Consider the following 26,580-nt stretch of genomic DNA (forward strand, 5'->3'; position numbering starts at 1 on the left):
CTCAGGCTATTTTGCTATTTTGTTTTCAGTATTTCTTCAATTCTTTGTAATTCATTTTGGGAAAAATCGAGATTGTTAATACTTTCCAGATTCTGTAGCAATTGTTCAACCGAACTGGCTCCTACAAGTACAGATGTTACCCTTTTATCTTTTAATAGCCATGCAATAGCCATTTGCGCCAGTGTTTGTTCTCTTTCCTGTGCCAGATTATTCAGAGCTGTAATTTGTTGTAGTTTTTCCTCGGTAATATCATTTTTTTGAAGAAAGCCATGGCTTTTTGCTGCACGTGAGTTTTCCGGAATCCCTTTTAAATAACGATCTGTTAATAGTCCCTGAGCTAAAGGAGAAAATGCAATACAGCCCACACCATTATCTTCCAGTACATCTAGTAGGCCTTCCTCTGTCCACCGTACAAACATAGAGTATTTAGGCTGATGAATAAGACATGGTGTGCCTAATTCTCTTAGTATGTTGGCTGCTTGCTGTGTTTGTTCAGCATTATAATTAGAAATTCCTGCATATAAAGCTCTCCCGCTGCGTACTGCAAAATCCAGTGCCTGCATGGTTTCCTCTATTGGGGTTTCAGGATCCGGGCGATGAGAATAAAAGACGTCCACATAATCGAGATTCATACGCTTCAGGCTCTGATCCAAACTGGATATAAGATATTTTCTGGACCCCCAGTCACCATAAGGTCCATCCCACATGGTATAACCCGCTTTAGTAGAAATAAAAAGCTGATCTCTGAGAAAACCATTGAAATTTCTGCTAACGATCTTTCCGAAGTTTTCTTCAGCAGATCCGGGTACAGGACCATAATTATTTGCCAGGTCAAAATGAGTGATTCCTTTATCAAAAGCAGTCTTGATAATAGCTTCAGCTGTAGAAAAGACATCTACAGATCCGAAGTTATGCCATAGTCCCAATGATATTGCGGGAAGTAATACACCGCTTCTGCCACATCTGTTATATTTCATCATTATTTTTTTATCAAAGTTATGTTTTTTTGATTTACTCCCATAAGATTGTACGCAAGCATTTCAGTAGCTTACAGGCTCGTTTTCTTATGACATTCTCAAATTATTTTTCACTTTTTAAATTAAAAATTTATATTTGCACTCTAAAATTATCAAGAACCCCAAAATTTGGGTAGCAACCTGCAACAATAAGCAAGGTGCTGAAATCGATAAGCCGTTTCCGGAAAAAATGTTGAAATCATCCCTATTTTCTGAAAGTGTGCTGATCAAAATAATTAAAAAATTAGATTGAATGACGACACAAAAGAGCACATCTTTACGATCACTAATCCCGTTTCTTATCTTTATTCTGGTATTCCTGGGAGCCGGAATTTATTACAATGATTTTTATGCATTGCCATCGCCTATAGCTATTGTTGTGGGAATAATTGCAGCTTTCATTATCATTAAAGGAACCATCAAAGAAAAGACTTCTACCTTTTTGGAAGGCTGTGGAGACCGGAATATTCTTACCATGTGTATTATTTACATATTGGCTGGAGCATTCGCTACAGTTTCCAAATCAATAGGAAGTGTAGATGCTATAGTGAATATTGGGATCAATAATCTTTCTCCACAATATTATCCGGCAGGTATTTTCTTTGTGGCTTCATTCTTGTCAATCGCTTCCGGAACATCAGTCGGAACAATTGTGGCATTAGGCCCTATTGCAGTTGGACTTTCCAATGCCGGAGGTTGTGATATCAATGTTGTAGGAGCAGCACTATTAGGAGGAGCTATGTTTGGGGACAATTTATCCATTATTTCGGATACCACTATTGCTGCCACTCAGATTTTAGGTTGCGACATGCGGGATAAATTCCGTAATAATATAGGCTTTGCCTTACCAGCAGCTATTATAGCATTCTTTATTTATATTTATGTAGGAGCAGGGACTAATGAAGTTGCGCATACCGCTACTCCTGTTAATTTGTCCTCCGCTGTACTGGTTATTCCTTATCTTGCCGTTATTGTACTGGCATTTTTTGGGCTGGATGTGTTTTTTGTATTGATTATTGGTATTGTACTAAGCGGTATTTTTGGTTTTATTTACCACGATTTCAGCTTTCTGGATTTTGGTAAAAAGGTATATGAAGGATTTACCAGTATGACTGAAATATTCCTGCTTTCCTTACTTACAGGTGGGCTGGCTGCTATGGTTGAAAAAGCCGGTGGTATAGACAACCTTCTAAAACTGATCAGGAGTAAAATAAACGGGCCAAAATCTGCTTTATTAGGAATCGGAACCTTTGTAGGCGTAACCGATGCAGCAACAGCAAACAACACTATTTCTATTGTTATTACCGGAAAAGTGTCCAAAAAAATTACCGAAGAATATAAGATTAAACCAAGAGTGACAGCCTCTATTCTGGATACATTTTCGTGTTTTGTACAGGGGATTATTCCTTATGGTGCACAGATACTTATCCTTACGGGTTATAGTAAAAATACCATTAGTTATCCGGACTTGCTAAAGAACAGTTTCTATCTTTTCTTACTCCTTATAGCCGTGTTCATATATATTTATGTTGGAAATATTAAGGAAGACAAAGTGGATACAGATAATTTAAATATTGCAAAAAATTAACATTGATTCATACCAACAGAATATTTTTTTTCTTAACTTTAAGATGTTGAAAATAAGAAAGTGAAATTATTCATCGACATAATTGTATCTGAGAATATAAATTTTGAAAAAAATTAAGGTTTGCACGTCGGCAAACCTTTTTTATTTTGTTGAACCAAAAAAAATGAGATGTTTTGATCTGGAAGTGCAGCCTGTACAGGTTGCACTTTTCTTTGGTATTTTCATTAACTTGTGACTTCTTAAAATTTATGCCCAATGTCCGTTTACGAACTCGATAAAACTTTCGAAAAAATCAACTTTAGAGATACTCCTTTGCCAAAAGGCGATTATGAATTTTGTAGCTTTAATAATTGTGATTTTTCCGAAACAGATTTATTCTCAGTTTCATTTACGGAATGCCAGTTTGTGAACTGTAATTTTAGCCTTACAAAATTTGGCAGAACAAGCTTCAAGGACGTAAAGTTTAACGACTGTAAGCTCATGGGGCTGCATTTCGAAAACTGCAATCCTTTTGGTTTATCATTTCGTTTCGAGGATTGTCAGATCTTGCATTCATCCTTTTATCAGCAAAATATTGCCAAAACGCTGTTTAAAAACTGCAGAATTATAGAAACTGATTTTAGTGATACAAACCTTTCCTATGTTGTTTTTGATAATAGTGATCTGTCGGGGTCTGTATTTTCAGGAAGTATATTAGAGCGGACAGATTTCCGGACAGCAAAATATTTTTCTGTTGATCTGTCAAAAAATAAAGTAAAAAAAGCGAAGTTTTCAGCACACAATCTTGTCGGCCTATTGGATAACTACGATCTGGAAATTGATTCTTGAGAAAGCTTTGCTTATCTTTGTTACAAACAGATTATTTATGGAACATCAATTTTTCAGAAAACTGGATGAAGGACAAATAGAAGAAATGGTAACAATGATGCGCGAGTTTTATGCAATCGATCAGTACCCTTTTAACGAAGATCTTACCAGATCGAACTTCCACCAGTTTGTACAAAACCCGGATTTGGGAAGTGCTTTTGTTATGTACAATGAAGGAAATGAGGTGATTGGATATGTAATCCTGACTTATATATTCAGTTTTGAGTTCGGAGGAAGAATAGCTTTTCTGGATGAACTTTTCCTGAATGAAAAAGCTAGAGGTAAAGGTTATGGTAAACTGGCAGTAGACTTTGTAAAAGATTTTGCCAAAGAGCAGGGGCTAAAAGTTGTAATGCTGGAAATTGAAAGGCATAACAAAAATGCTCTGTTATTATACCTGAATAAAGGATTCAAAGAACATTACCGCAATCTGATGATTTATTCACCACAAAATTAATACTTGTATCTTTTATATAATAGATTGTCTAAATCCCTACTAAAGGGATTTTTTTATGGCATATGATTTAAATTTGCAGCATGGAAAATAGCATACAAAAAGGATTATCCCGATTACAGATTTTGATTATGGCCATTACTGCTGGTGTTAGTGTCGCCAGTTTGTATTATGTACAGCCTATTCTGGATGAGGTATCCAAATCTTTACACAAATCCGAAAACGAGGTTGGACTTCTTCCGGCTTTGGCTCAGGCAGGCTATGGTCTGGGTCTTTTTTTCATTACACCTTATGGTGATAAGATGAACCGGAAAAAATTAATCCTGCTAATGCTTTTTGTCCTAGTTCTAGCATTATTTGGAATGGCGCTGATCCATAATCTTTATGGTATCTATCTTATGAGCCTGATTATAGGAGCAATGGGAGCTGCTGCTCAGGTTGTTATGCCTATGGCGGCAACTTTGGCAACCGAAAATAAAGGTAAAATAGTTGGAATGGTTTTTACCGGGTTACTATCCGGAATCCTTCTGGCCAGAGTTGTCAGCGGCTATAGTGCCAGATTATGGGGATGGCAGTCTATCTATATGATATCGGCTTTTGTCATAATGCTTATGATGGTTTTAATACATTTTATCCTTCCCAATGTAGGAACACAATTTAATGGAACTTATGGGGAGTTACTGAAAAGTACCATTGCACAGTATAAGCGTTTCCCAAAACTGAGAAGATTATCCATTATAGGAGCATTGGTATTTGGTGTTTTTTGCTCATTCTGGACTACAATTACATTTCACCTTACAGGAGAACCATTTTTTCTGAAAAGTGATAAAATAGGGCTGTTAGGTATCGTTGCACTGGGTGGAGCTTTATTAGCTCCCATTGTTGGGAGAATGGCCGACAAAGGAAGTCCTGCCCGTGGTATTCTCTACAGTATTTTGGTTGTAGTCGCTTCAGTGATCCTGATGATGGTATTTCCATCAAATATATGGATGATTGTATTCTCTGTATTTATAATGGACGTTGGTGTACAAGCCATGCAAATTACCAATATTGCGACAATCTATACATTAGATGAGTCAGCCAACAGCCGGATTAATACGGTTTACATGACATGTTATTTCATCGGTGGAGCTTTAGGAACCGTTTTAGGCGTTAACTGCTGGCATTATGGCGGCTGGAACTTTGTGTTGATTCAGTTCATGGTTTTACTTATAGCAGCAGTTTGTGTAGCTATTGTTAACATTAATCCAGAAAAATATAAGTTGAGATAAAAAAATATATATAACTTTGTCAAGGTCATGAAGAAAACCATTCTCATATTATTAGCATTTTTCTACTCTGCGGTATCCTCCGGTGCAGTAGTGAAAATGCATTATTGTATAGAGGAAGTTATGACGTGTGGTATGAATCATACACCGCCAGTTTCTTCACCCGACGAATGTAAAGTTGTAAAGACTCCGGATTGTTGCAAAACAAAACTGGAGCTTGTAAAAACCGATGTAGCTAAAAATGCAGAATTGCTACAGTTACAACTGGCCTCATCATTTGCATTGCTGCCTGAAGTTTCTTTTATTAGTCAGAATGTATTGTTTTCTGAAGAAGAGAAAGGACAGGATTATCTAAGCAATGCACCGCCAGAGCTGCGGCAACTTCCTATTTTTATACTGAACTGTAATTTTAGATTATAGAATTTGATTAAAACAGCTGTTTCTTAATTGAAGCAGTATCCAGTAATGCTATGTATGCATAGCTATTTTTAATTCAAATTTTATAAAAATCTAAATTCAACAGACATGAAAAAATTATTTTTAAGCCTTTTATTTTCGGCTGCTTCTATCACCGCTTTTGCTCAAAAGTCAAACACTCAGATTGAAAAACTTTACCATAATTATATCGCTATAAAAGATGCCTTAACTCAGGATGATACTGCAAAAGCTTCTGCTGCTGCAAAAGTATTCTTACAATCGGCATCTGCGGTTGATTTTAAAGTACTATCAGAAGATAATGTAAATAAACTGAGAAAAGATGCAGGCGCTATTATAGAAGCAAAAAATCTGTCAACACAAAGAAATTATTTCTTCAATCTTTCCGATAATATGGCTGCAATAGCCAATCACTTCAAAGTTTCCTCAACTCCTGTTTATGTACAATATTGTCCTATGGCAAAAGGACAATGGCTGAGTGACGAGAAGGAGATTAAAAATCCTTATTATGGCAACTCTATGCTTACTTGTGGTTCAGTAAAATCTGAAATTAAAAAGTAAACAAATGAGGAAATTATTGTTGATATTGTTTGTGTCAGGCTTTAGCCTTTCACAGGCACAGCATCAGCATGAGGGAAACTCCGGACAAAAAACCAACTTACAGCAAAGTGCTACAGTACAGAAATATACCTGTCCTATGCATTCTGAAGTGGTAAGTGATAAACCCGGAAAATGTCCTAAATGCGGAATGGAGCTGGTGCCCATGAAAGAGGAAAAGAAGATACAGGAAGATATGGACCTGAAAAGGAATCCTAAGAATGGACTGGTGAATTTTGAAGGTAAGATTGTGCGTTATGATCTTTATGTAAGTGACTCTATGGTTAATTTTACCGGAAAGCACGGTCATGCTTTTGCTATTAACGGTCAGTTACCAGCTCCTACATTGTATTTCACAGAAGGAGACACTGCAGAAATCCATGTGCATAACAGACTGAAAAAAGAAAATACAGCACTTCACTGGCATGGCGTAATGTTGGAGAATAAAGAAGATGGTATTCCTTTTCTTACCCAGAAACCCATAAAACCTGGTGAAACCTATGTCTACAGGTTTAAAATCTCACAGAACGGTACATACTGGTATCATTCACATGAGAAGTTACAGGAACAAATGGGAATGTATGGAATGTTGGTTTTCCGGAAAAGAGGTGAAACCGAAGCTGACCGGAAGGTTCAGGCAGATATTCCTGTAATGCTAAGTGAATGGACAGACGAACATCCGCATCAGGTAATGCGGAGGTTACAGATGGGAGTAGCTGACTGGTATGCGATAAAAAAGAAATCAGTACAAAGTTACTCAGAGGCTATTGCTTCCGGAAATTTCTTTACTAAGCTGAAAAACGAATGGAAAAGAATGGAGGCTATGGATATCAGCGATGTCTATTATGATAAATTCTTGCTGAATGGACAACCTTCGACTTCTTATAAAAACCTGAAGGCAGGTGACAAGGTAAGATTGAGAATTGCAAATGGAGGTGCTTCTTCTTATTTCTGGCTTACATATGGTGGAGGAAAAATAACGGTAGTAGGAAATGATGGTAACGATGTAGAACCTGTAGAAGTTGATAAACTGATTGTGGGAATTTCTGAAACTTACGATGTAGAGGTCACAATTCCTGAGAATAAAAGTTTTGAATTTCGGGCAACTTCCGAAGACAGAACTGGACATTCATCATTATGGCTGGGTGAAGGAGAAAAAGTTGAAGCTCCTGAACTAAAAAGACTGATGCTTTTTGAAGGGATGAAAAGTATGAACAACATGATGAAGATGAACGGGGATATGAAGCCGATGAACATGAAAATGGGATTACAAAAGATGGATGCTAATTCAGTAATGTATCCTGAAGTTCCCGAAGAAGAAAGAAAAGCTACAATGCAGCATCTGAAAGACATGATGAATCCTCCGAAAAAGGTTAAGCCTAAAAAAGAAGATCATTCCGCAAGTGATATGCCATTAAAACTTTCAGACTCCAAAGCAGATGAGCATGCCGGACATGATATGGGGAATAAAAATGAAGATACTCCGTTACAGCTTTCAGATTCTAAAGCAGATGAACATGCTGGTCATAATATGGCTGATATGCCGAAACAAAGACCTGTTACCCTGAATTATGATATGCTGGCATCTACAGAAATGACATCATTACCTACAGATGCTCCGGTAAAAGAACTAAAATTCACACTGGAAGGGAACATGCGCCGTTATGTATGGTCACTGGATAATAAAACAGTTATAGAAACTGATAAAATAAAGATTAAACGTGGAGAAATTGTACGTATTACAATGTACAATAACTCTATGATGCGCCACCCAATGCACCTTCATGGACATGATTTCAGAGTAATCAACAGCAAAGGAGAATATTCTCCGTTAAAAAATGTACTGGACCTTATGCCTATGGAGACCGTAACAATAGAGTTCCCGGCCAATCAGGACGGAGACTGGTTTTTCCACTGTCATATATTGTATCACATGATGGCCGGAATGGGAAGAGTCTTTAGTTATGAAGATTCAAAACCTAATCCCAATCTTACCAATCCTAAGAAAGATTGGAAGGACTTCCTGAAAGATAACCATATGTGGGCTAATACAGCTACTGTTGCATTGGAATCAAGAAGTTCACATATAGCTGCAAGAGTAGGTGATGCCCGTTATGAATTACAAGGGGAATTGCATACCGGATATACAAAAACAGATGGTATGGAAGCTGAAGTAAGATTTGGACGTTATTTAGGTAAATTCCAATGGTTATATCCGTATGTTGGATTCCAGACCAGAAGCAGGGACCGGGAATCTGGAGATGCCAGAAGAACAATGTTCAATCAGTTGGCAAAACACAATAACCGACATGTATTTACCGCCGGTTTCCAATATATCCTGCCATGGCTGGTAACAGCAGATGCAAGTGTGGATCAGAATGGTAAGGTAAGATTAGTATTACAGCGTGAGGATATTCCGATAACGCCGAGAATAAGAGGTAATTTTATGGTGAATACGGATCGGGAATACCGATTGGGACTTAGTTATATACTTCAGAAATGGTTGCAGCTATCCTCGCATTACGATAGTGATATGGGATGGAGTGCAGGTCTAACATTTGTTTACTAACTCTGATTATAAGGTTGTAAAATAACTGAGAATAAAATATAGATAACCGATAACTATTTGATATTTCAAAAAAGTTATCGGTTTTTTTGTAATAATTATTTATCTTCGGGAAAAATTATTGTTTATGAAGAAAATTGTATTGGCTGTAGGGTCAGCACTTGTTCTTTTTTCATGTGCTGTTCAAAACCCTCAGAAAGTATATGAAAGTTCCCTGAAAAGTATTTCGGCTGAGAACCTGAAACGAGACTTGTATATTATTGCAAGTGATGAAATGCAGGGAAGAGACACTGGCTCTCCGGGACAGAAGAAAGCTGGCGAATACATGATAAACCAATACAAGAAGAACGGTATAGGACATCCGCCTAGCATGAGTTCTTATTATCAGAAAGTTCCTTCAGAATACATGAGCAAAAGAAAAAAGATCAATGATTCTGAAAATATTCTTGCTTACATCGAAGGATCAGAAAAACCAAACGAAATTATTGTAGTTTCTGCACACTATGACCATGTAGGAATGAACAATGGCCAGATTTATAACGGTGCTGATGATGACGGATCCGGAACCGTTGGTGTTATGGCAATTGCTGAAGCTTTTCACAAAGCTAAAAAAGCAGGACATGGGCCAAAGCGTTCTATTTTATTTCTTCATGTAACCGGAGAAGAGAAAGGTCTTTTCGGATCAAGCTATTATTCCGATAATCCAATTTTCCCGTTGGCTAATACTGTGGCGGATTTAAATATCGACATGATAGGAAGAGTAGATCCATTGCATAAAGATAACCCGAACTTCGTATATGTAGTAGGTTCAGAAATGCTAAGTTCTCAGTTGAAGGAAGCTGTAGAGAAAGCTAACAAAGCAACACACAATCTGTATCTGGATTATAAATACGATGATCCAAAAGATCCGGACAGAATCTATTACCGTTCAGACCACTATAATTTTGCAAAGCACAATATTCCGATTGCTTTCTTCTTCGATGGTATCCACGAAGATTATCATAAGCCTACAGATACACCGGATAAAATAGATTATCCGTTGTTGATGAAGAGAACTCAGTTAGTATTCGCTATAGCATGGGATCTGGCAAACAGACCAGACAGAATTGTTGTAGATAAAAAATAATGTTAATATAAAAACATCTGTTTTTATGAAGTGGCCGGAGGATTTATTTCTCCGGTTTTTTTATTTCAGGTAAATGCGGAAAAAATTATACGAATAAAAAAGTTATGGAACACCCTGATAGTGCTTTTTTGCTATTATATTGCGTTATTATTATAATGAAATATTATCAATAATTTAAGAACGTTATTGTGGAAATGTTAGTAAATAATGCCTTTTGTTTTATGTAAAATTCTTATTTTTAAGCAATTATAAAATATAGTCTTATGGAAATAGTGTTAGTAAATAATAACGTTTCCGGTATCGGAGATAACTTCAGTGATGCAAAGTTTTATTTCGAAAATATCCGAAAGGAACTTTATCAGAAACTATCCGATTACTATGGAAAAGTGAGTCTATGTTTGATGCCTAACTTCAAGTTTAGTATCAATATCGAGAAATGCGACAATATTGAAGAGGTAAAGAAGATTATTCACGATATGCCGAAGAATCTTCAGGAATGGATTTTTAAAAAATAAAAATAGAATTGAATGACAATTAAAGCTTCCGTAAGGAGGCTTTTTTTAGTTTATATCCTAGTGAACCTGTTAGGAATATTTAATAATATTCTTGTCTGAAAATTAAAATATTGGATTTCCGCGCCAACTTTAGGTGAATATACTGACTGAAAATCAGGCGGAAAATACTACTGTATCGAGGGAAAATAAATTATTTACCGCATAGATATAAAATATCTATAATGCCCTTACAGAAGGTGATTCAGCTTTTTACTCACTTTAAAATATAAATAATTTCCGGCTCCGGACTGAAATATTTACAAATGATAGGCAAAATTTTCTATATTTAGAACAGGAACAAATTCTTTTGTTCCTAATATCAACCGAAATTGGTTACACTTAGACGTGTATTAAAAGGGAATCGTGTGAAAATCACGAACTGTCGCGCAACTGTAAGTAACAACATATAAGGTTATTATCAACAATTAGTTCACTGTTCATATAACAGAATGGGAAGAACGATGATAACTGTTACAAGTCAGGAGACCTGCCTTTTTTCGAATTGACGATGCTTTCGCGGTCTGAAGCTTATAGTCAGGTATGATACGTATTTTGTTTTTTGATAATAGTAAAAAAGAAGCATATTCTGGTATTACCCAACATTATTATCATTTCACAGGAATGATATACACAGAGTCATCTTATCTTCTGTAGTATATTCCGTATTCTGATCCTCTTAGTATTCCCCCGTAAAAGTTTTAGAAAGCTTACAAAGAATGTAATTCTGGTTTGTAACCGGACTAACTGACTTTGAAATTCTGATGTCCTAAAGGATAGAAAGCAACAGGCTTTACAGATAGAAAAACATGAAATTAACAATAGTATTGAAATGAGTAAAAATGCGAGTTTAGGATCTCCCGGTTTACGATTCCGGGAGGCAATGCAAAAAGAAAATCCTCTTCAAATTGTAGGTGCTGTTAATGCTAACCATGCATTACTAGCCAGGCAGGCAGGTTTTAATGCAATATACCTTTCAGGAGGTGGAGTTGCAGCAGGTTCATTAGGAGTTCCGGATCTGGGTATTACGACATTGGATGATGTACTTACAGACATTCAGCGTATTACAAACGTATGCAATCTGCCTTTATTAGTAGATGTTGATACCGGTTTCGGTCCATCTGCCTTTAATATTGCCCGTACAGTGAGTTCACTGATCAAAGCCGGAGCAGCAGCTTTACACATTGAAGACCAGATTGGTGCAAAACGTTGTGGCCACCGTCCGGGTAAAGAACTGGTAAGTAAAGAGGAAATGTCGGACAGGCTGAAAGCAGCAGCAGATGCCCGCACAGACGATAATTTTGTGATCGGTGCCCGCACAGATGCTTTCGCTAATGAAGGACTGGAAAAAACATTGGAACGCGCTGTAGCTTATAAAGAGGCGGGAGCCGACTTTATTTTTGCAGAAGCTGTTCCTGATCTTGGTGTTTATCAAAAATTCGTAGATGCTACAGGTATTCCTGTATTGGCAAATATTACCGAATTCGGGATGATTAAAATGTACACTGTGGACGAGCTGAAAGCTGCAGGGGTAGGACTGGTATTGTATCCGCTGTCTGCCTTCCGCGCTGCAAACAAAGCAGCCCTCAATGTATATGAACATATCCGAAAAGATGGTACGCAGGCCAATGTACTGGATACAATGCAGACCAGAGAAGAGCTGTATGCCAGTATTGGCTACTACGATTATGAGCAAAAATTAGATAAACTGTTTAAAACAAACCAAGATGTCAAGTAACGAAGGAACTTTCAAACCTAAAAAAAGCGTAGCTCTTTCGGGAGTAGTCGCAGGAAATACAGCGCTTTGCAGTGTTGGGAAAAGCGGAAACGATTTACATTACAGAGGCTATAATATTCTTGATCTGGCTGTGAAAGCCCAGTTTGAAGAAGTTGCCTACTTGCTTATATATGGCCAGCTGCCTACAGAAGCACAATTGAAAAATTATAAATCTAAACTAAAATCACTGCGGGGACTGCCTAACTCTGTTAGAAATATTCTGAAAAGCATTCCTGCAGCTGCACATCCGATGGATGTAATGCGTTCCATGGTTTCGGCTATTGGAAGTATACAACCGGAGAAAGACGATCATAATGTGGCAGGAGCAAGAGATATTGCTGACAAATTATTAGCTTCCTTCAGTTCAGGCTTATTATACTGGTACCATTACAGCCATAACGGGAAAGAAATAGAGGTAAATACTGATGATGATACAATTGGTGGTCACTTTCTGCATTTGTTACATGGTAAAGTACCTTCTGAATCCTGGGTGAAAGCCATGCAGATTTCACTTAACCTGTATGCTGAACACGAATTTAATGCGTCTACTTTTACAAGCAGGGTTATTGCCGGAACAGGTTCAGATTTTTATTCTGCAATTACAGGAGCAATTGGAGCACTAAGAGGTCCGAAACATGGTGGTGCCAATGAGGTTGCTTTTGAAATACAAAGCAGATATAACTCTCCGGATGAAGCCGAAGCAGATATCCGCCAACGGATTGCTAGTAAGGAAGTGATTATAGGTTTTGGCCATCCTGTTTATACAATATCAGATCCAAGAAATGTAGTTATTAAGGAAGTTGCAAGAGAGCTTTCCGAAGAGTCAGGCGATATGCTGCTATTTAATATTGCCGAAAGACTTGAAGCAGTAATGTGGGAAGAAAAGAAAATGTTCCCCAACCTGGATTGGTTCTCGGCAGTGTCATACCATCAGATGGGAGTACCAACACTAATGTTTACACCATTATTTGTTATTTCCAGAGTCACAGGATGGAGTGCCCATATCATCGAGCAAAGACAAGATGGAAAAATAATCAGGCCAAGTGCTAATTACATTGGGCCAGAGAACAAAGAATTTGTCTCGATTACAGACAGAAAATAAACCCAACATCCTTAAGTAATAAATAACATTCAATTTTAAACTACAATGAGTCATATATCAAATGAAAGACCGCAACCTGATCATGTTTTAACAGCTATTGCGGATTATGTACTGAACTACGAAATAAAGAATGATTTAGCCTGGAAAACTGCACACTATTGTCTATTGGATACGATAGGGTGTGGTCTGGAGGCATTAACATATCCGGCATGTACCAAATTGCTGGGACCAATTGTAAAAGGAACCATTGTACCCAATGGTGCTAAAGTACCGGGAACACAGTTTCAGCTGGATCCGGTTCAGGCTGCTTTTAATATAGGCGCTATTATTCGATGGCTGGATTTTAATGATACTTGGCTGGCCGCTGAATGGGGACATCCTTCTGATAACCTGGGTGGAATTCTGGCAACGGCAGACTGGCTGTCCAGAACCAATATAGCAGAAGGGAAAAAGCCTCTGAAAGTAAAACAGGTATTGGAAGCCATGATTATGGCACATGAGATCCAAGGGGTAATTGCTTTGGAGAATTCATTTAATAAAGTTGGTCTGGATCATGTATTGTTAGTGAAATTAGCTTCCACAGCTGTTGTTGGAAAACTGATTGGCCTTACCAGAGACGAGCTGATTAATGCTGTTTCGCTTGCATTTGTGGATGGGCAGTCTCTACGAACATACCGACATGCTCCTAATACAGGGAGTCGTAAATCCTGGGCAGCAGGTGATGCTACTTCCAGAGCAGTTCGCCTGGCGCTAATTGCCAAAACAGGAGAAATGGGCTATCCTTCTGTTCTGACCGCAAAAACATGGGGTTTTTATGATGTCTCCTTCAAAGGAAATGAATTTAAGTTCCAGAGAGAATATGGTTCTTATGTTATGGAAAATGTATTATTCAAAATTTCTTTCCCTGCAGAATTCCATTCTCAGACGGCTGTAGAAGTGGCTATGACACTGCATGAAAAGCTGAACGAATTAGGAAAGACAACTGCAGATATCCGCAAGATTACAATACGTACACATGAAGCTGCTATTCGTATTATTGATAAAAAGGGACCTCTGAATAATCCGGCAGACCGCGATCATTGTCTTCAGTACATGATTGCTGTACCTCTTATCTTCGGAAGGCTTACAGCAGCAGATTATGAAGACAACATAGCATCTGACGAAAGAATAGATGTGCTACGCGACAAAATGGAATGTGTAGAAGATGTACAGTTTACTAAAGATTATCATGATCCTGAAAAACGTTCCATAGCCAATGCACTTACTGTTGAACTAAATGACGGAACGATACTGGACGAAATAGTTGTTGAATATCCTATCGGGCACAAGCGCAGAAGAGAAGAAGGTATTCCGGAGCTGATTAAGAAATATAAAGTTAATCTGGCTCGTATTTTCCCTGAAAAACAACAGCGAATTTTACTGGAAAACTCACTGGATTACAATACACTGGTGAATCTTGACGTAAACGAATTTGTCGATTTACTAGTGATTTAAACTATACTGAACGGAAAGTTAAGGACTGTTCTGGTAACCTTAGCTTTCCGTTTTATACCATTTACACCAATCCTATTTATAATGTCAGAAAAAATCAAAATATTAATAAACGGTGCTTTTACAGAAAGTAAAACTACCGAATACTTACCTGTGGAAAATCCGGCAACACAAGAAACTATTGCTGAGGTTCCGCTAACCTTGTTGTCTGAGATAGATGAAGCTATTGAAACAGCATCTGCAGCCTTTAAAATATGGAAAGAGGTTGCTACTCCTGAGCGGGCGAGGCTTTTTCTTAAATATCAGCAACTCCTGAAAGAACATCAGAAAGAACTTGCAGAAATACTTTCCAAAGAAAACGGTAAAACCTTTGCCGATGCTATGGGAGATGTATGGCGCGGTATAGAAGTAGTAGAGCATGCTTGCAATATTCCTACACTGATGATGGGGGAGACAGTAGAAAATGTAGCCAGAGCAGTTGATACTTATAGTTATGTACAGCCATTAGGCGTATGTGCAGGTATTACACCATTCAACTTTCCGGCAATGATTCCGTTATGGATGTTTCCTATGGCTATTGCCTGTGGAAATACTTTTATATTGAAGCCGTCGGAACAGACACCGATGACTTCTGTGAGAATGGCAGAGCTATTCTATGAAGCCGGCTTCCCGAAAGGTGTACTGAATATTGTTCATGGTGCTAAAGACCAGGTGAATCATCTTCTGAACCATCCTGATATAAGGGCTATTTCTTTCGTGGGATCAGTTCCTGTTGCAGAGCATGTTTACAGAACGGGAACACATAACCTGAAGCGGGTACAGGCTTTTGGCGGGGCTAAAAACCATATGGTTGTAATGCCTGATGCCAACAAAGAGCAGGTCATTAATAATCTGGTGGGGGCTTCCTGTGGAGCCGCCGGACAACGCTGTATGGCAATTAGTGTAGCTGTTTTGGTGGGAGAGGCGCAGAATTGGACTGATGATATCAAAAAAGCGCTAAGCAGTATTAAACCTGGTGTGTGGTCCGATGAATCTGCAGCTTATGGTCCACTGATTAATAAACAATCCAAAGAAAAGGTTCTTAGGCTTATCCAGAGTGCATACAATCAGGGAGCAGAAGTATTGCTGGATGGCAGTGTCTGTACTGTAGAAGGTTATGAAAACGGATATTTTGTAGGACCGACTTTGTTTAGTAATGTATCGGTAGATATGGATATTTACAAAGAAGAAATTTTTGGACCTGCATTGTTGCTGCTAAAGGCTGATACATTGGATGAGGCTATAAAGATTATTAATACCAATCCTTATGGTAATGGAACATCTATTTTCACTAATTCGGGAGCAGCAGTCCGGAAGTTTCAGCATGAAATAGAAGTTGGACAGATCGGGATTAATCTACCAATACCAGTTCCTTTACCATTCTTCTCTTTTACAGGCTGGCGCAAATCGTTTTTTGGAGATCTGCATTCTTATGGAAAGCAGGGAGTACGGTTTTATACAGAAACCAAGACAATTACTGCACGCTGGTTCGAGGAGGATGTACCGGGAGGTAATGTAAACATGACTATAGCTTTAAAATAATGAACTGAACATAACATTCAGTATTCAATTTTTAACCGAATAAAATATGCAGTTTAACTTAAACGAAAACCAGTATGCCTTTCAGGAGGCGGCAAGGAGTTTTGCCCAAAAAGAGCTGGCACCGTATGCTTCGGAATGGGATGCTAAAAAAATATTTCCCAGAGAAGCTATTTTAAAAGCCGGAGAGCTGGGATTTTGTAGCATTTATACAAGTGAGGAAAGTGGTGGTTTAGGTCTTTCGAGACTGGATGCTGCTATTATATTTGAAGAACTGGCAGCAGCATGCCCGTCTACTACAGCCTATATTACCATTCATAATATGGTTTCGTGGATGATTGATAAATACGGAAAAGATGAAATCCGGAAAGAATTGTGTCCAAAATTATCAACAGGAGATCTTCTGGGATCATATTGTCTTACCGAACCCGGAGCCGGATCGGATGCAGCAAGCCTGAAAACAACAGCTGTAAAGAAAGGTGATAAATATCTGATAACTGGTACAAAAGCATTTATTTCCGGTGCCGGAGAAAGTGATGTGCTTATTGTAATGGCACGCACAGGAGATTCTTCTTCAAAAGGAATTAGTGCTTTTGTTGTTTCTGCGAAAAGTCCGGGAATAAGCTTTGGCGAAAATGAAAAAAAGCTGGGTTGGAATACACAGCCAACACGATTTATATTTTTGGATCAGGTAGAGGTGGATGAAAGTCATCTTTTGGGAACATTAGGCGAAGGCTTTAAAATTGCCTTGAAAGGATTAGACGGAGGGCGTATCAATATTGGAACGTGTTCTGTAGGAGCTGCTCAGGGAGCTATTAACCAGGCACAACGTTATATGCACGAGAGACAACAGTTCGGGAAAACTTTAGCGCAGTTTCAGTCATTACAATTTAAGATTGCTGATATGGTAACAGAGTTGGTTGCAGCCCGGCAGATGATTCATCTGGCGGCATTTAAGCTGGATTCCAATGATCCAAATGCCACGACATACTGTGCAATGGCCAAAAGATTGGCTACCGATATGTGTTTTAATATCTGTAATGAAGCTTTACAGATTCTGGGCGGATATGGCTGTACGCAGGATTTTCCTGTGGAAAGGTTAATGCGCGATGCAAGAATACATCAGGTTGTAGAGGGAACAAATGAAATTATGAAACTGGTAATCTCCAGAAAAATACTGGAGGAAGGAGCTACGCTCCAGATCAGATAAAGCTTAACTTTATATTCACTTCATTTTCACTTAAAAATATGGATTTAATACTTACAGAAATAAAAAATAAAGTCGGGTTTATTACACTTAATTCAGAAAAGACCCTTAATTCTCTTTCACTTCCGATGATAGAACAATTGGGTGCCGTCCTGAAAAGGTGGGAACTGTCTGATGAGGTTGCCTGCATCTTTTTGCAGGGAGCAGGCGAAAAGGCCTTTTGTGCCGGAGGCGATGTGAGAAAACTTCATGATGCAATTGTGGAACAAAGGGCTATTGATCCAAAGAAAGTTCCGCAGGAATGCCTTGATTTTTTCTCTAAAGAATACAAAGTAGATTATGCTATTCATACGTATCCCAAGCCTGTAATTGTATGGGGTAGCGGTATTGTAATGGGTGGCGGAATAGGTCTGATGGTAGGAGCTTCCCATCGTATTGTTACAGAAAAGAGCAAACTGGCCATGCCGGAAATTACAATAGGTTTGTATCCGGATGTAGGCGGAACCTGGTTTTTAAACAGAATGCCTTCTGCTTATGGTTTGTATTCCGGTTTAACGGGAGCCAGACTGGATGGTGCAGACTGCAGGTTTCTGGGACTGGCGGATTATTATGTAGAATCTGCTTCAAAACAAGATCTTGTAAGAGCTTTGGAACTGGCAGACTGGAGCGGTGGACTTTATAAAACAGTTTCTGAGGTGCTCGAAAAATTTTCAGCCCGTACTAAAATGCCTGAATCTAAAGCTGCTGCCCGTGAGCTGTTCATCCGTAAGTTTGAAGGGGTAAACACATTAAAAGAATTTGCTGATATTTTAACAGCACATCAGGGAGAAGATGAATGGGTAAATACAGGAATCAAAACCTTTGAATCAGGGTCTCCAAGTTCGGCTGCTGTCATTTTTAGACAGCTGAAGTCAGGAGTTAAGCTGAGTCTGGAAGATGTATTTCGTTCAGAGCTCAACTTATCATGTCAATGTTGTATACATCCGGATTTTGCAGAAGGTGTACGTGCTCTGTTGGTGGATAAGGATCAGTCTCCGAAATGGATTCCGGCAACACAAAATGAGATTACCGAAGAATGGGTAGATGGTTATTTTTCTCCTATCTGGAATGCGGAAGAGCACCCTTTAAAGAATTTAAGTATAAATTAATTAATGATCATGAAAAAAATCACATTTATAGGATTAGGAAATATGGGTGGGCCTATGGCTGCAAATCTGGTAAGAAAAGGCTATGAGGTTAAAGGTTTTGATCTTTCAGCAGAAGCCTTGAATCATTTAAAAGAAGCCGGAGGTCATATTGCTGATTCTTCGATAGAAGCCGTTAAAGATGCAGATATCGTTATTACAATGTTGCCTTCGGGTAAACATGTTTCCGATCTGTATTCCGATGAGTTTATAAATAATCTGAAATCTGATGCACTTTTGATAGATAGCAGTACAATTGATGCTGTTACTGCCAGAGCTGTTGCAGATAAAGTACGGTTAAAAGGCTGTAGCATGATAGATGCTCCTGTTTCAGGAGGAACGGGTGGTGCACAAGCCGGAACATTAACTTTTATTGTTGGTGGAACACAGGAAAACTTTGAAAAAGCAAAGCCTGTACTGGAATCTATGGGAAAGAATATTTTCCATGCCGGTGAATCCGGAGCAGGACAAGTTGCTAAAATGTGTAATAATATGCTTTTGGCAGTTCATATGATTGGAACTTCGGAGGCTATCAACTTAGGGGTAAGACAAGGACTGGATGCTAAAGTGCTGAGTGAGATTATGAAGAAGAGCTCAGGTGGAAACTGGTCTCTGGAAGTCTACAATCCTTATCCGGGAGTGATGGAAAATGCGCCTGCATCAAAAGATTATGCAGGTGGTTTTGCTGTAGATCTTATGACAAAAGATCTTGGCCTGGCAGCGGCAGCGGGGCTGGAAACAAAAACAGCTACTCCGCTGGGAAGTACAGCATTAAACTTGTACCGAATGTGGAGCGATGCAGGTAACGGGAAAATAGATTTCTCCAGTATTATTCAGTTTCTAAACAAACAATAACAACTATGGATTTCGAAACATTAATCTATACACAGGACGGATATACCGGAATATTAACGATTAACCGCCCACAGGCTTTGAATGCTCTAAATGCAGATGTATTAAAAGAGCTAAAGATATTTACAGATTATATTAAAACAAATACGGATATAAGGGTTCTTATTATTACCGGAGCTGGTGATAAAGCTTTTGTAGCCGGAGCCGATATAAAAGCAATGCAGAAAATGACTCCCAAAGAGGCAGAAGAATTTTCGGTTACTGCCCAGACAGTATTTAATGCTATCGAAGCATTACCTTTCGCTGTTATAGCTGCAGTAAATGGATTTGCATTGGGCGGGGGCTGTGAACTTGCATTGGCCTGCGATATTATTCTGGCAAGTGAAAAATCCAGATTTGGTCTGCCGGAAGTTACACTGGGACTTTTACCCTGCTTTGGTGGAACGCAGCGTTTGCCCAGAGCAATAGGATTGTACAAAGCAAAAGAAATGATCTTCTCTGGCGAGTTTTATACAGCTGAAAGCTGTAAAGAATTTGGTTTTGTCAATCGTGTAATTGCTCCGGAGAAACTATTGGATGAAGCCTGTAAACTAGCTGCAACCATTGCTTCCAGAGGCCCTGTTGCGGTAGCGAAGGCTAAGCAGTCACTAAATACAGGGGTTGAAATACATATTACCGAAGGCTTGAAACAGGAAGCTTACCTGTTTGGAGAGCTCTTCGATACAGAAGATCACAATGAAGGCATTGGAGCCTTTGTTGAAAAACGTACTCCTGATTTTAAGGGGAAATAAAGATTGCATAATATTACATGAGTTTGATAAGAGAGAAGCTGGTATTGCCGGAAGAAGGTAAAAAACTATTATTACATTCTTGTTGTGCACCATGCTCAGGAGAGGTGATGGAAGCAATTATTGCTTCGGGTACAGAGTTTACAATATTCTTTTACAATCCAAATATTCATCCTAAAAAGGAATATGATTTGCGGAAAGAAGAAAATATACGCTTTGCAGAAAAATATAATATCCCTTTTGTTGATGCAGATTATGATGTAGATAATTGGTTTTCCCGGGCAAAAGGAATGGAATGGGAACCCGAAAAAGGAGTGCGTTGTACGATGTGTTTTGATATGCGTTTTGAGCGTACCGCTTTATATGCTTATGAAAATGGATTTGATATAATATCCAGTTCTTTAGGAATTTCCAGATGGAAGAATATGGAACAAATTAATGATTGTGGTATACGGGCTGCCGGGCATTATGATGGCATCTCCTACTGGACATATAATTGGAGGAAGAAAGGTGGTTCTGCAAGAATGCTTGAAATTAGTAAGCAAGAGCGATTTTATATGCAGGAATATTGTGGCTGTGCCTATTCTTTACGAGATACCAACAAATGGAGAATGGAAAATGGACGGGAGAAAATAAAATTAGGTGAAAAATATTATGGAGCCCATGAAGAGATATAACAAAAATAGAAAGTTATCACTCCAAAATAATAATGAAAACAAGAAAAATGAAAAAAAGGCAGTATCACAATTTCTGATACTGCCTTTTGTATTTTTTAGTGTATAAAATCTTCTTTTAAGAATTTTTGGCTACGAATTTTTTATAGTTCTCTTCATTCTTGAAATAGGCAACTTCACCATTGTCGCCTACCATTACAATATATGCATTTGCCTTGTCTATTTTTTCTCCACTAAATGGATCTGTAGCTTCTCTTACACTTTTGTCTTTCGGAATACGTTCTACACACATTTCGCAACAGCCATAATAAGTTTTGCCATCATGGGGAACTTCTATTTGCTTCTTTCCCATATAAGCATCATTCACCATGCACACTGTTTCATTTGGTACTTTGTCCCCTTTGGCATATCTACCGTCGGACGGAGTTGCCGTCATCTGTTCTGCCATCGCCTGAGTATTATTCTTAGGTTTATCAGTGTTGCATGCATATAGTATAACAGAACTGAAAATAATAAGAGATGTATTTCTGAGCATTGCTTTCATTGCTAATCTAATTTAATAAGAATTATCTCCAAAATTAAGTTTAATGCTTCAGTATATTTTATCAAATTCTGGTAAAAGTTTACATGAAAGAAAAAAAAATATGCAGGAATGTTTCTTTATTTTTTACTGCTTTTTTTATTGAAAATAATTTATAACTATTTGTAATAAAACTATTTATTCTTTAATATATTGATTTATTATTAATTTGAATATAAAAGTAATTTCATATTGATTTAAATATTCAATAGATTAATTTTATATATTTTGGCTGTTTTTCGTTAATTATATCTGTTTAGTTGTTTGTTAATAGATGTTAAACTTATTTTTTTCTTTTAACCCCTTTTATAAAAGTTTATCTAAGCTTAAAGAAAACTTAAAGAAAACTAATAGTAAATTAATAAACCTTAATTAGTATGTCTATACAAAAAAACATCTTTCAGACATTTAAAACTAAGAAGCTTCCTCTGCTCACGAGATTTCATATTTGGAAAATTAAAAGGCTGAATCCTGATTACTCTTACCATTTGTACGATGATGATGATATCGACAAATTTCTGCAGGAAGAATTTCCACCACGGTATTTCGAAGCTTATAAACGTTTGACAATCGGGGCTGCGAAAGCAGATTTTTTTCGTTATGCTATTCTCTATAAGAAAGGAGGTGTATATCTTGATGTAGACAGTGGGATATCGAAACCTCTGAAAGCACTTATAAGACCTGATGATGCCGCTGTATTAAGCAGAGAACGTCATCCTCAGTTTTTTGTACAATGGGCGTTAATTTATGAAAAAGGGCATCCTTTCCTGGCAAAAGTTTTAGAGCATATTGTTGATAATATTGAAAATCATAGGTATCCAAATGATATTCATAAAACAACGGGACCTACTGCTTATACAAAAGGAATTGAAGCGAGTTTAAAAGAAAATCCTGAGACTCCGTACAGAGTTTTTGACGGAATAGAATTTCGGAGATATTTAAAATTTAAATACAAACTAGGAAAGTTTTTTCTGTACTCGAGCAGGGCCGAACATTGGAAACAAAAGCAGCTTACAATGGATATTATAAATCCGCGAATGGTTAATATTTAAATATAATATTCAATTAACTTATAAACCGTAGAATAAGATTAGCTTTGCGTAAATCATCAAAACAATTTTATGAAAGCAAAGTTTTTATTCATTGCTATTTTAGCAATTTTCACAATTTTTACGGGATGTAGTAACGATGACAGCAGAGCAGATTTAAAAGGATCGGCTGTAGCATTAAGCGCAGAAGCTAAGGCTCAGATTGTAGCGGCTTCTGATATTTACCAGCTTACGAATGAAGATGTTGTTGTAGATTATGTAAAAAACAACAAAAAATTACCTAACTACTATGTAACCAAGAGTGTTGCTCAAAAGGCTGGCTGGGTAGCTTCAAAAGGAAATCTGTGTACTGTATTGCCAGGGAAAGCTATCGGTGGTGATGTCTTTGGGAACAGAGAAGGGCTTTTACCAAAAAAGACGGGTAGAACCTATTACGAAGCAGATCTTAATTATAACTGCGGAAACAGAAATGCAGATCGTTTGATTATGAGTAATGATGGACTTATATATGTAACAAAAGATCATTATCAGACTTTTACACAGAAGTAGACAGTAACATTAATAAAGTAAAAGCCTTTACCAAATAAATGGTAAAGGCTTTTTTATTCTTTTAATCCTGTTATATAAAATATAATGTAAATTATCGTTAGCTTGCAGTATGAAGCTAGTCTCGGGAATCTATATTTTTTACTGCTCAGTAACCGAAGATGTATTTATAGATGCGTCAATTATTGTACGACAGAAAATAAAGCACCATATCCGTATGCTAAAAGCAGGAGTACATTCTAATAAGGAACTTCAGGATTTGTATAATACCTATGGTGGAGATACTATACATTTTGAAATTGTTGACCGCAGTGAGGAAAAATTTCACGCTGAAAAGCTAAAAGAAATTCAGGAAGAGTTAAAAGCAAAAAAGCTCTGATCCTATACCGGATACAAAAAATATCTTTATTCTGGATTCAGAATAAAGATATTTTTATTTATAAACCTACTATATATTGGCTTAAAACTGATAGCCTAAACCAAGAAGAAGCATGCTAGGTCTGTTGTCGTAGTTTATAGCTTTGCCACTTGTTTTATTGATAAATTTACGTTCGTCCCTGGAAAAAGAACCTTCATATCTGGCATTTACAATGATTTTGGAAATTTTTACATTTGCTCCGAATTGGTATCCTACAGATAATTTTCCGGATCCGTCAACTTCAAAATTTCCGGAATCTTTATTGTTGGATAGGTTAGTGGATAATACAGGTCCGGCAAAAACACTTACAGGTCCAATAACATCAATACCTGCCAATATTGGAATATCTATTCTCTGGCTCTTTGCTGAAATTTCAAAAATATCTCTGTTATCATAATCTACATAGGTGACTTTACTTTTAAAGTTTGTATAGTAGATCTCGGGCATTAAAAATATTGGAGTAGCTGGTAGCTTAAATTTTGTAGAAAGTCCAATATTAAAACCGGCTACATCTTTTGGATTGGTAAAAGCATTTTTTGCCGTATTACCGAGGGTATTCCAATTGGAGGATGAGGTGTTGAATAATGCATTGACCCTTACTCCTATACTAACCTGAGCCTGGGCTGCCACTGCGAAACAGATCATCAATGGGATAAATATTTTTCTCATAATTATAACTGATTTATTATTTTTAATATGAAATTTTATTTTCAATCAGAGGGAATCTTTTGAGATCATTCCTAAGAATTAAATCTATTTTTTAAGACATAAATTTTTTAGTAAAATTTACAGGTAATTCTAAATTGAAAACCAGAGCGTAAGCATGCAAATATTGTTCCTAAATGTCCTGTGGTAGGCTGTTTGTTTCCGAACTTTTAAATAATTATAAATTTCGGCCATATGAATTTTATATTTTATAATATATCTGTATCTCTGTAAAATATAAAAAGTGTGACCTTAATTTCAGGGAAATTATATTTTATTTTGTATATCACAATACATATAACAAATAATATGCATACGGTTATGGAGTATCAAATAAAATCAGGATATGAAAATATGGATATTAATGCTGTTCATGATTTTTTGAGTAATAAGAGCTACTGGGCAAGTGGTATTTCTTTAGAGGCAGTGAAGAAATCCTTAAAATATTCTTATTGTTCAGGTGTTTTTTATGGTGATGTTCAGGTTGGTTTTGGAAGGCTTATTACAGATTATACGACATTCGCTTATCTCGCAGACGTTTATATACTGGAAAATCACAGAGGTAAAGGACTTTCTAAAATGCTTATGGAGCATATAATGAACTTAGAATGGACTCATAATTTAAGGAGAATCTTACTGGCAACTTTAGATGCTCATGAATTGTACAGGCAATTTGGATTTAATCCCCCTGTAAAGCCTGAATCCTTTATGGAAATCAACAGGCCTGGAATATACAAGGGGTAGAATATTGGTGTTTGGATACTGTGATTAATGCTTAATTATTTACAGTGAATTTCTTATTGCGATTTATCCTTTTAGGATATTTCTTTCACAGCTACTAAGGTTAAAACAGCAATTTCCAAAGCGGTTTTCTTTTAAAAAGATGCCTGGACTCCTGTAGATATTCATCTATTATTCGCGGTTTTCTTGAAATTAAGTTTGTAATGGTGTCATTTTCCGGTTCCGGAACTTTAATTGCCAGATCATCAAGCTCCACGATATGCGAGGCCAGCCATTCCGGTAACTTCGCTTTTTTTGTTAATTGACTGAATAATTCATCCGGTGTAATATTGATATATTCGATTTTACGGCCTGTTACAAGGGAAATTTTTTCTGCCATTTCTATATTTGTAATAGCTTGTGGCCCTGCCAGAATAACGGAGTCTTGTTTTACTTCTTCAGATGTTAATAAATAATTTACGGCTACCTCTGCCACATCGCGGCTATCAATATAGTTTCTTTTAGCATTATCTAAAGATCCGTAAATTTTACCAAAATGTTGAATTGTAAACGTATTACGTTCCCAGTTTTGCATAAATGAATGAGGTCTCAGGCAACAAAATTCATCGATATTTCGTATAAGGTAATTATCTATTGTGTTATGCCATTGGCTGACTTTTACAATAGATAATGGCTGAACTATTGGTGCTGATAATTTAACAATTCTTTTGATACCACATTGTCTGGCAGCATTGATTATGTTAATTTCATATTCAATTTGATCCGGAGATGTAGCTGTCAGAAGAAACAAGGCATCTGCTCCGGAGCATACTTCCTTAAGCTGTTTTATAGAATTTAGACTGGCACTTACATAAGTGATATTTGATGAGAGGGGTACAGGGTAGATACGTTCAGGGCTTCTAAGAACGCCTCGTGCCATACAGTCACGGTTTTTTAGTTGCTGCATGATTTCTCTTCCAATGGTACCAGTACACCCAAAAACAACAATGACGGGCTTAGTTTTTTTCATCTTTATAATCTTTTATCTGTTGACGGATTGTTATTATTGCTGCGCCCAGAAAAGCTGAAAAAGTGATATTGAATCGTTCTGACGGAAGATTAGCGATGAAGGATAGAATGAGCCCCAAAGTCATCATTAATAATATGATTAAAAAAGATCTTATCGATTTGTTCCGCGCTAAAATTTTTCTCAATCTGAATTGCCATAATATGATAAAACTTAATATTGTCGATAGTAATGAAGACAGACCTATAGTTGAGTAGCTTGCTGCCATAAGCTCGGTTTTCTGAAGAAAGTAACCTGATAAAAAAGACATTAGAGCAGGAAATATATAGGAAGGTAGTGCTGCTGCAATCATAGATTGCATACTGAAATCTGAGGAAATATTGTTTTTCTCTTTCATGTGATTTTCCGTTGATT

The 26,580-nt window shown here is 37.3% G+C and carries 27 protein-coding genes and 2 riboswitches; of the genes, 22 read left to right on the forward strand and 5 right to left on the reverse strand.

Translation table 11 applies throughout. The features are described from left to right. Window positions 1-14 precede the first annotated feature (14 nt). Entirely contained in the window at window positions 15-977 is a 963-nt protein-coding gene (locus BAZ10_RS05640; protein ID WP_078771234.1) for an aldo/keto reductase, read from the reverse strand. 144 nt (window positions 978-1,121) lie between these two features. Further along, a riboswitch (SAM-I-IV-variant riboswitch) is annotated at window positions 1,122-1,217 on the forward strand. Between the two features lie 52 nt (window positions 1,218-1,269). Here BAZ10_RS05640 and BAZ10_RS05645 point away from each other — a divergent pair. The 18 genes from BAZ10_RS05645 to BAZ10_RS05730 all read left to right on the forward strand — a co-directional run bounded on the left by BAZ10_RS05645 (window position 1,270) and on the right by BAZ10_RS05730 (window position 21,124). Beyond that, window positions 1,270-2,604: a Na+/H+ antiporter NhaC family protein gene (locus BAZ10_RS05645; RefSeq protein WP_078771235.1), complete on the forward strand. Its 1,335-nt coding sequence runs from the start codon at window positions 1,270-1,272 to the stop codon at window positions 2,602-2,604. A gap of 255 nt (window positions 2,605-2,859) precedes the next feature. Further along, window positions 2,860-3,432, forward strand: a complete 573-nt coding sequence (locus tag BAZ10_RS05650) for a pentapeptide repeat-containing protein (RefSeq protein WP_078771236.1) — start codon at window positions 2,860-2,862, stop codon at window positions 3,430-3,432. A 37-nt stretch (window positions 3,433-3,469) separates the two neighbouring features. Beyond that, window positions 3,470-3,928: a GNAT family N-acetyltransferase gene (locus BAZ10_RS05655; RefSeq protein WP_021347270.1), complete on the forward strand. Its 459-nt coding sequence runs from the start codon at window positions 3,470-3,472 to the stop codon at window positions 3,926-3,928. 80 nt (window positions 3,929-4,008) lie between these two features. Next, window positions 4,009-5,196 (forward strand): MFS transporter, encoded by a 1,188-nt coding sequence (locus tag BAZ10_RS05660; RefSeq protein ID WP_185116411.1) that lies wholly within the window; start codon window positions 4,009-4,011, stop codon window positions 5,194-5,196. A 27-nt stretch (window positions 5,197-5,223) separates the two neighbouring features. Next, window positions 5,224-5,613 carry an HYC_CC_PP family protein gene (locus BAZ10_RS05665; RefSeq protein WP_078771237.1) on the forward strand — a complete coding sequence of 130 codons (390 nt, stop codon included), beginning with the start codon at window positions 5,224-5,226 and terminating at the stop codon, window positions 5,611-5,613. Between the two features lie 105 nt (window positions 5,614-5,718). Further along, window positions 5,719-6,189 (forward strand): DUF3347 domain-containing protein, encoded by a 471-nt coding sequence (locus BAZ10_RS05670; protein WP_078771238.1) that lies wholly within the window; start codon window positions 5,719-5,721, stop codon window positions 6,187-6,189. 4 nt (window positions 6,190-6,193) lie between these two features. Beyond that, window positions 6,194-8,794, forward strand: a complete 2,601-nt coding sequence (locus BAZ10_RS05675; protein ID WP_078771239.1) for a multicopper oxidase domain-containing protein — start codon at window positions 6,194-6,196, stop codon at window positions 8,792-8,794. A gap of 124 nt (window positions 8,795-8,918) precedes the next feature. Next, on the forward strand, window positions 8,919-9,917 hold the full coding sequence (locus tag BAZ10_RS05680) for a M28 family metallopeptidase (protein WP_034846600.1): 999 nt from the start codon (window positions 8,919-8,921) through the stop codon (window positions 9,915-9,917). A gap of 263 nt (window positions 9,918-10,180) precedes the next feature. Continuing rightward, window positions 10,181-10,432 (forward strand): hypothetical protein, encoded by a 252-nt coding sequence (locus tag BAZ10_RS05685; protein WP_009089860.1) that lies wholly within the window; start codon window positions 10,181-10,183, stop codon window positions 10,430-10,432. Window positions 10,433-10,784: 352 nt separating this feature from the next. Further along, window positions 10,785-10,980, forward strand: a riboswitch (cobalamin riboswitch). A 320-nt stretch (window positions 10,981-11,300) separates the two neighbouring features. Then, window positions 11,301-12,206, forward strand: coding sequence for a methylisocitrate lyase (gene prpB / locus BAZ10_RS05690; protein ID WP_078771240.1), 906 nt, complete (start codon window positions 11,301-11,303; stop codon window positions 12,204-12,206). Beyond that, window positions 12,196-13,347, forward strand: coding sequence for a bifunctional 2-methylcitrate synthase/citrate synthase (prpC, locus tag BAZ10_RS05695; protein ID WP_078771241.1), 1,152 nt, complete (start codon window positions 12,196-12,198; stop codon window positions 13,345-13,347). Before prpB ends, prpC begins: the two co-directional genes overlap by 11 nt. A 45-nt stretch (window positions 13,348-13,392) precedes the next feature. Next, window positions 13,393-14,841 carry a bifunctional 2-methylcitrate dehydratase/aconitate hydratase gene (locus tag BAZ10_RS05700; protein ID WP_059323793.1) on the forward strand — a complete coding sequence of 483 codons (1,449 nt, stop codon included), beginning with the start codon at window positions 13,393-13,395 and terminating at the stop codon, window positions 14,839-14,841. An 81-nt stretch (window positions 14,842-14,922) separates the two neighbouring features. Next, on the forward strand, window positions 14,923-16,419 hold the full coding sequence (locus BAZ10_RS05705; RefSeq protein ID WP_078771242.1) for a CoA-acylating methylmalonate-semialdehyde dehydrogenase: 1,497 nt from the start codon (window positions 14,923-14,925) through the stop codon (window positions 16,417-16,419). Window positions 16,420-16,465: 46 nt separating this feature from the next. Continuing rightward, entirely contained in the window at window positions 16,466-17,626 is a 1,161-nt protein-coding gene (locus BAZ10_RS05710) for an acyl-CoA dehydrogenase family protein (protein WP_078771243.1), read from the forward strand. 38 nt (window positions 17,627-17,664) lie between these two features. After that, complete coding sequence (locus BAZ10_RS05715; RefSeq protein WP_078771244.1) at window positions 17,665-18,771, forward strand: enoyl-CoA hydratase/isomerase family protein; 1,107 nt, start codon at window positions 17,665-17,667, stop codon at window positions 18,769-18,771. A gap of 9 nt (window positions 18,772-18,780) precedes the next feature. Next, window positions 18,781-19,662: a 3-hydroxyisobutyrate dehydrogenase gene (gene mmsB, locus BAZ10_RS05720; RefSeq protein ID WP_078771245.1), complete on the forward strand. Its 882-nt coding sequence runs from the start codon at window positions 18,781-18,783 to the stop codon at window positions 19,660-19,662. 5 nt (window positions 19,663-19,667) lie between these two features. Then, window positions 19,668-20,450, forward strand: a complete 783-nt coding sequence (locus BAZ10_RS05725) for an enoyl-CoA hydratase-related protein (protein WP_078771246.1) — start codon at window positions 19,668-19,670, stop codon at window positions 20,448-20,450. A 17-nt stretch (window positions 20,451-20,467) separates the two neighbouring features. After that, window positions 20,468-21,124 (forward strand): epoxyqueuosine reductase QueH, encoded by a 657-nt coding sequence (locus BAZ10_RS05730; protein WP_078771247.1) that lies wholly within the window; start codon window positions 20,468-20,470, stop codon window positions 21,122-21,124. Window positions 21,125-21,239: 115 nt separating this feature from the next. On the opposite strand, the gene BAZ10_RS05735 is transcribed toward BAZ10_RS05730, so the two are convergent. After that, a complete protein-coding gene (locus tag BAZ10_RS05735; RefSeq protein ID WP_078771248.1) occupies window positions 21,240-21,665 on the reverse strand; it encodes a hypothetical protein in 426 nt (141 codons plus the stop codon). A 413-nt stretch (window positions 21,666-22,078) separates the two neighbouring features. On the opposite strand from BAZ10_RS05735, the gene BAZ10_RS05740 reads away from it, so the two are divergent. From BAZ10_RS05740 to BAZ10_RS05750, 3 genes are all read left to right on the forward strand, one after another. After that, window positions 22,079-22,753, forward strand: coding sequence for a glycosyltransferase family 32 protein (locus BAZ10_RS05740; protein WP_078771249.1), 675 nt, complete (start codon window positions 22,079-22,081; stop codon window positions 22,751-22,753). Between the two features lie 69 nt (window positions 22,754-22,822). Continuing rightward, window positions 22,823-23,299 carry a ribonuclease domain-containing protein gene (locus BAZ10_RS05745; RefSeq protein ID WP_078771250.1) on the forward strand — a complete coding sequence of 159 codons (477 nt, stop codon included), beginning with the start codon at window positions 22,823-22,825 and terminating at the stop codon, window positions 23,297-23,299. Between the two features lie 109 nt (window positions 23,300-23,408). After that, window positions 23,409-23,675 carry a GIY-YIG nuclease family protein gene (locus tag BAZ10_RS05750; protein ID WP_078771251.1) on the forward strand — a complete coding sequence of 89 codons (267 nt, stop codon included), beginning with the start codon at window positions 23,409-23,411 and terminating at the stop codon, window positions 23,673-23,675. An 81-nt stretch (window positions 23,676-23,756) separates the two neighbouring features. On the opposite strand, the gene BAZ10_RS05755 is transcribed toward BAZ10_RS05750, so the two are convergent. Continuing rightward, on the reverse strand, window positions 23,757-24,383 hold the full coding sequence (locus tag BAZ10_RS05755) for an outer membrane beta-barrel protein (RefSeq protein ID WP_245803766.1): 627 nt from the start codon (window positions 24,381-24,383) through the stop codon (window positions 23,757-23,759). Between the two features lie 357 nt (window positions 24,384-24,740). Between BAZ10_RS05755 and BAZ10_RS05760 the strand changes: the two genes are divergently transcribed. Next, entirely contained in the window at window positions 24,741-25,163 is a 423-nt protein-coding gene (locus tag BAZ10_RS05760; RefSeq protein ID WP_165689691.1) for a GNAT family N-acetyltransferase, read from the forward strand. Window positions 25,164-25,263: 100 nt separating this feature from the next. On the opposite strand, the gene BAZ10_RS05765 is transcribed toward BAZ10_RS05760, so the two are convergent. Together BAZ10_RS05765 and BAZ10_RS05770 are read right to left on the reverse strand one after the other, a co-directional pair. Further along, the gene (locus tag BAZ10_RS05765; protein WP_078771253.1) at window positions 25,264-26,169 is read right to left on the reverse strand and encodes an NmrA family NAD(P)-binding protein; all 906 of its coding nucleotides are present in this window, start codon (window positions 26,167-26,169) and stop codon (window positions 25,264-25,266) included. Then, on the reverse strand, window positions 26,156-26,563 hold the full coding sequence (locus tag BAZ10_RS05770; RefSeq protein WP_078771254.1) for a hypothetical protein: 408 nt from the start codon (window positions 26,561-26,563) through the stop codon (window positions 26,156-26,158). The genes BAZ10_RS05765 and BAZ10_RS05770 overlap by 14 nt, the downstream gene beginning before the upstream one ends. Between the last annotated feature and the right edge of the window lie 17 nt (window positions 26,564-26,580).

Origin of the sequence: Elizabethkingia occulta, assembly GCF_002023715.1 — a bacterium.
In the GTDB taxonomy this organism is placed as follows: Bacteria; Bacteroidota; Bacteroidia; order Flavobacteriales; family Weeksellaceae; genus Elizabethkingia; species Elizabethkingia occulta.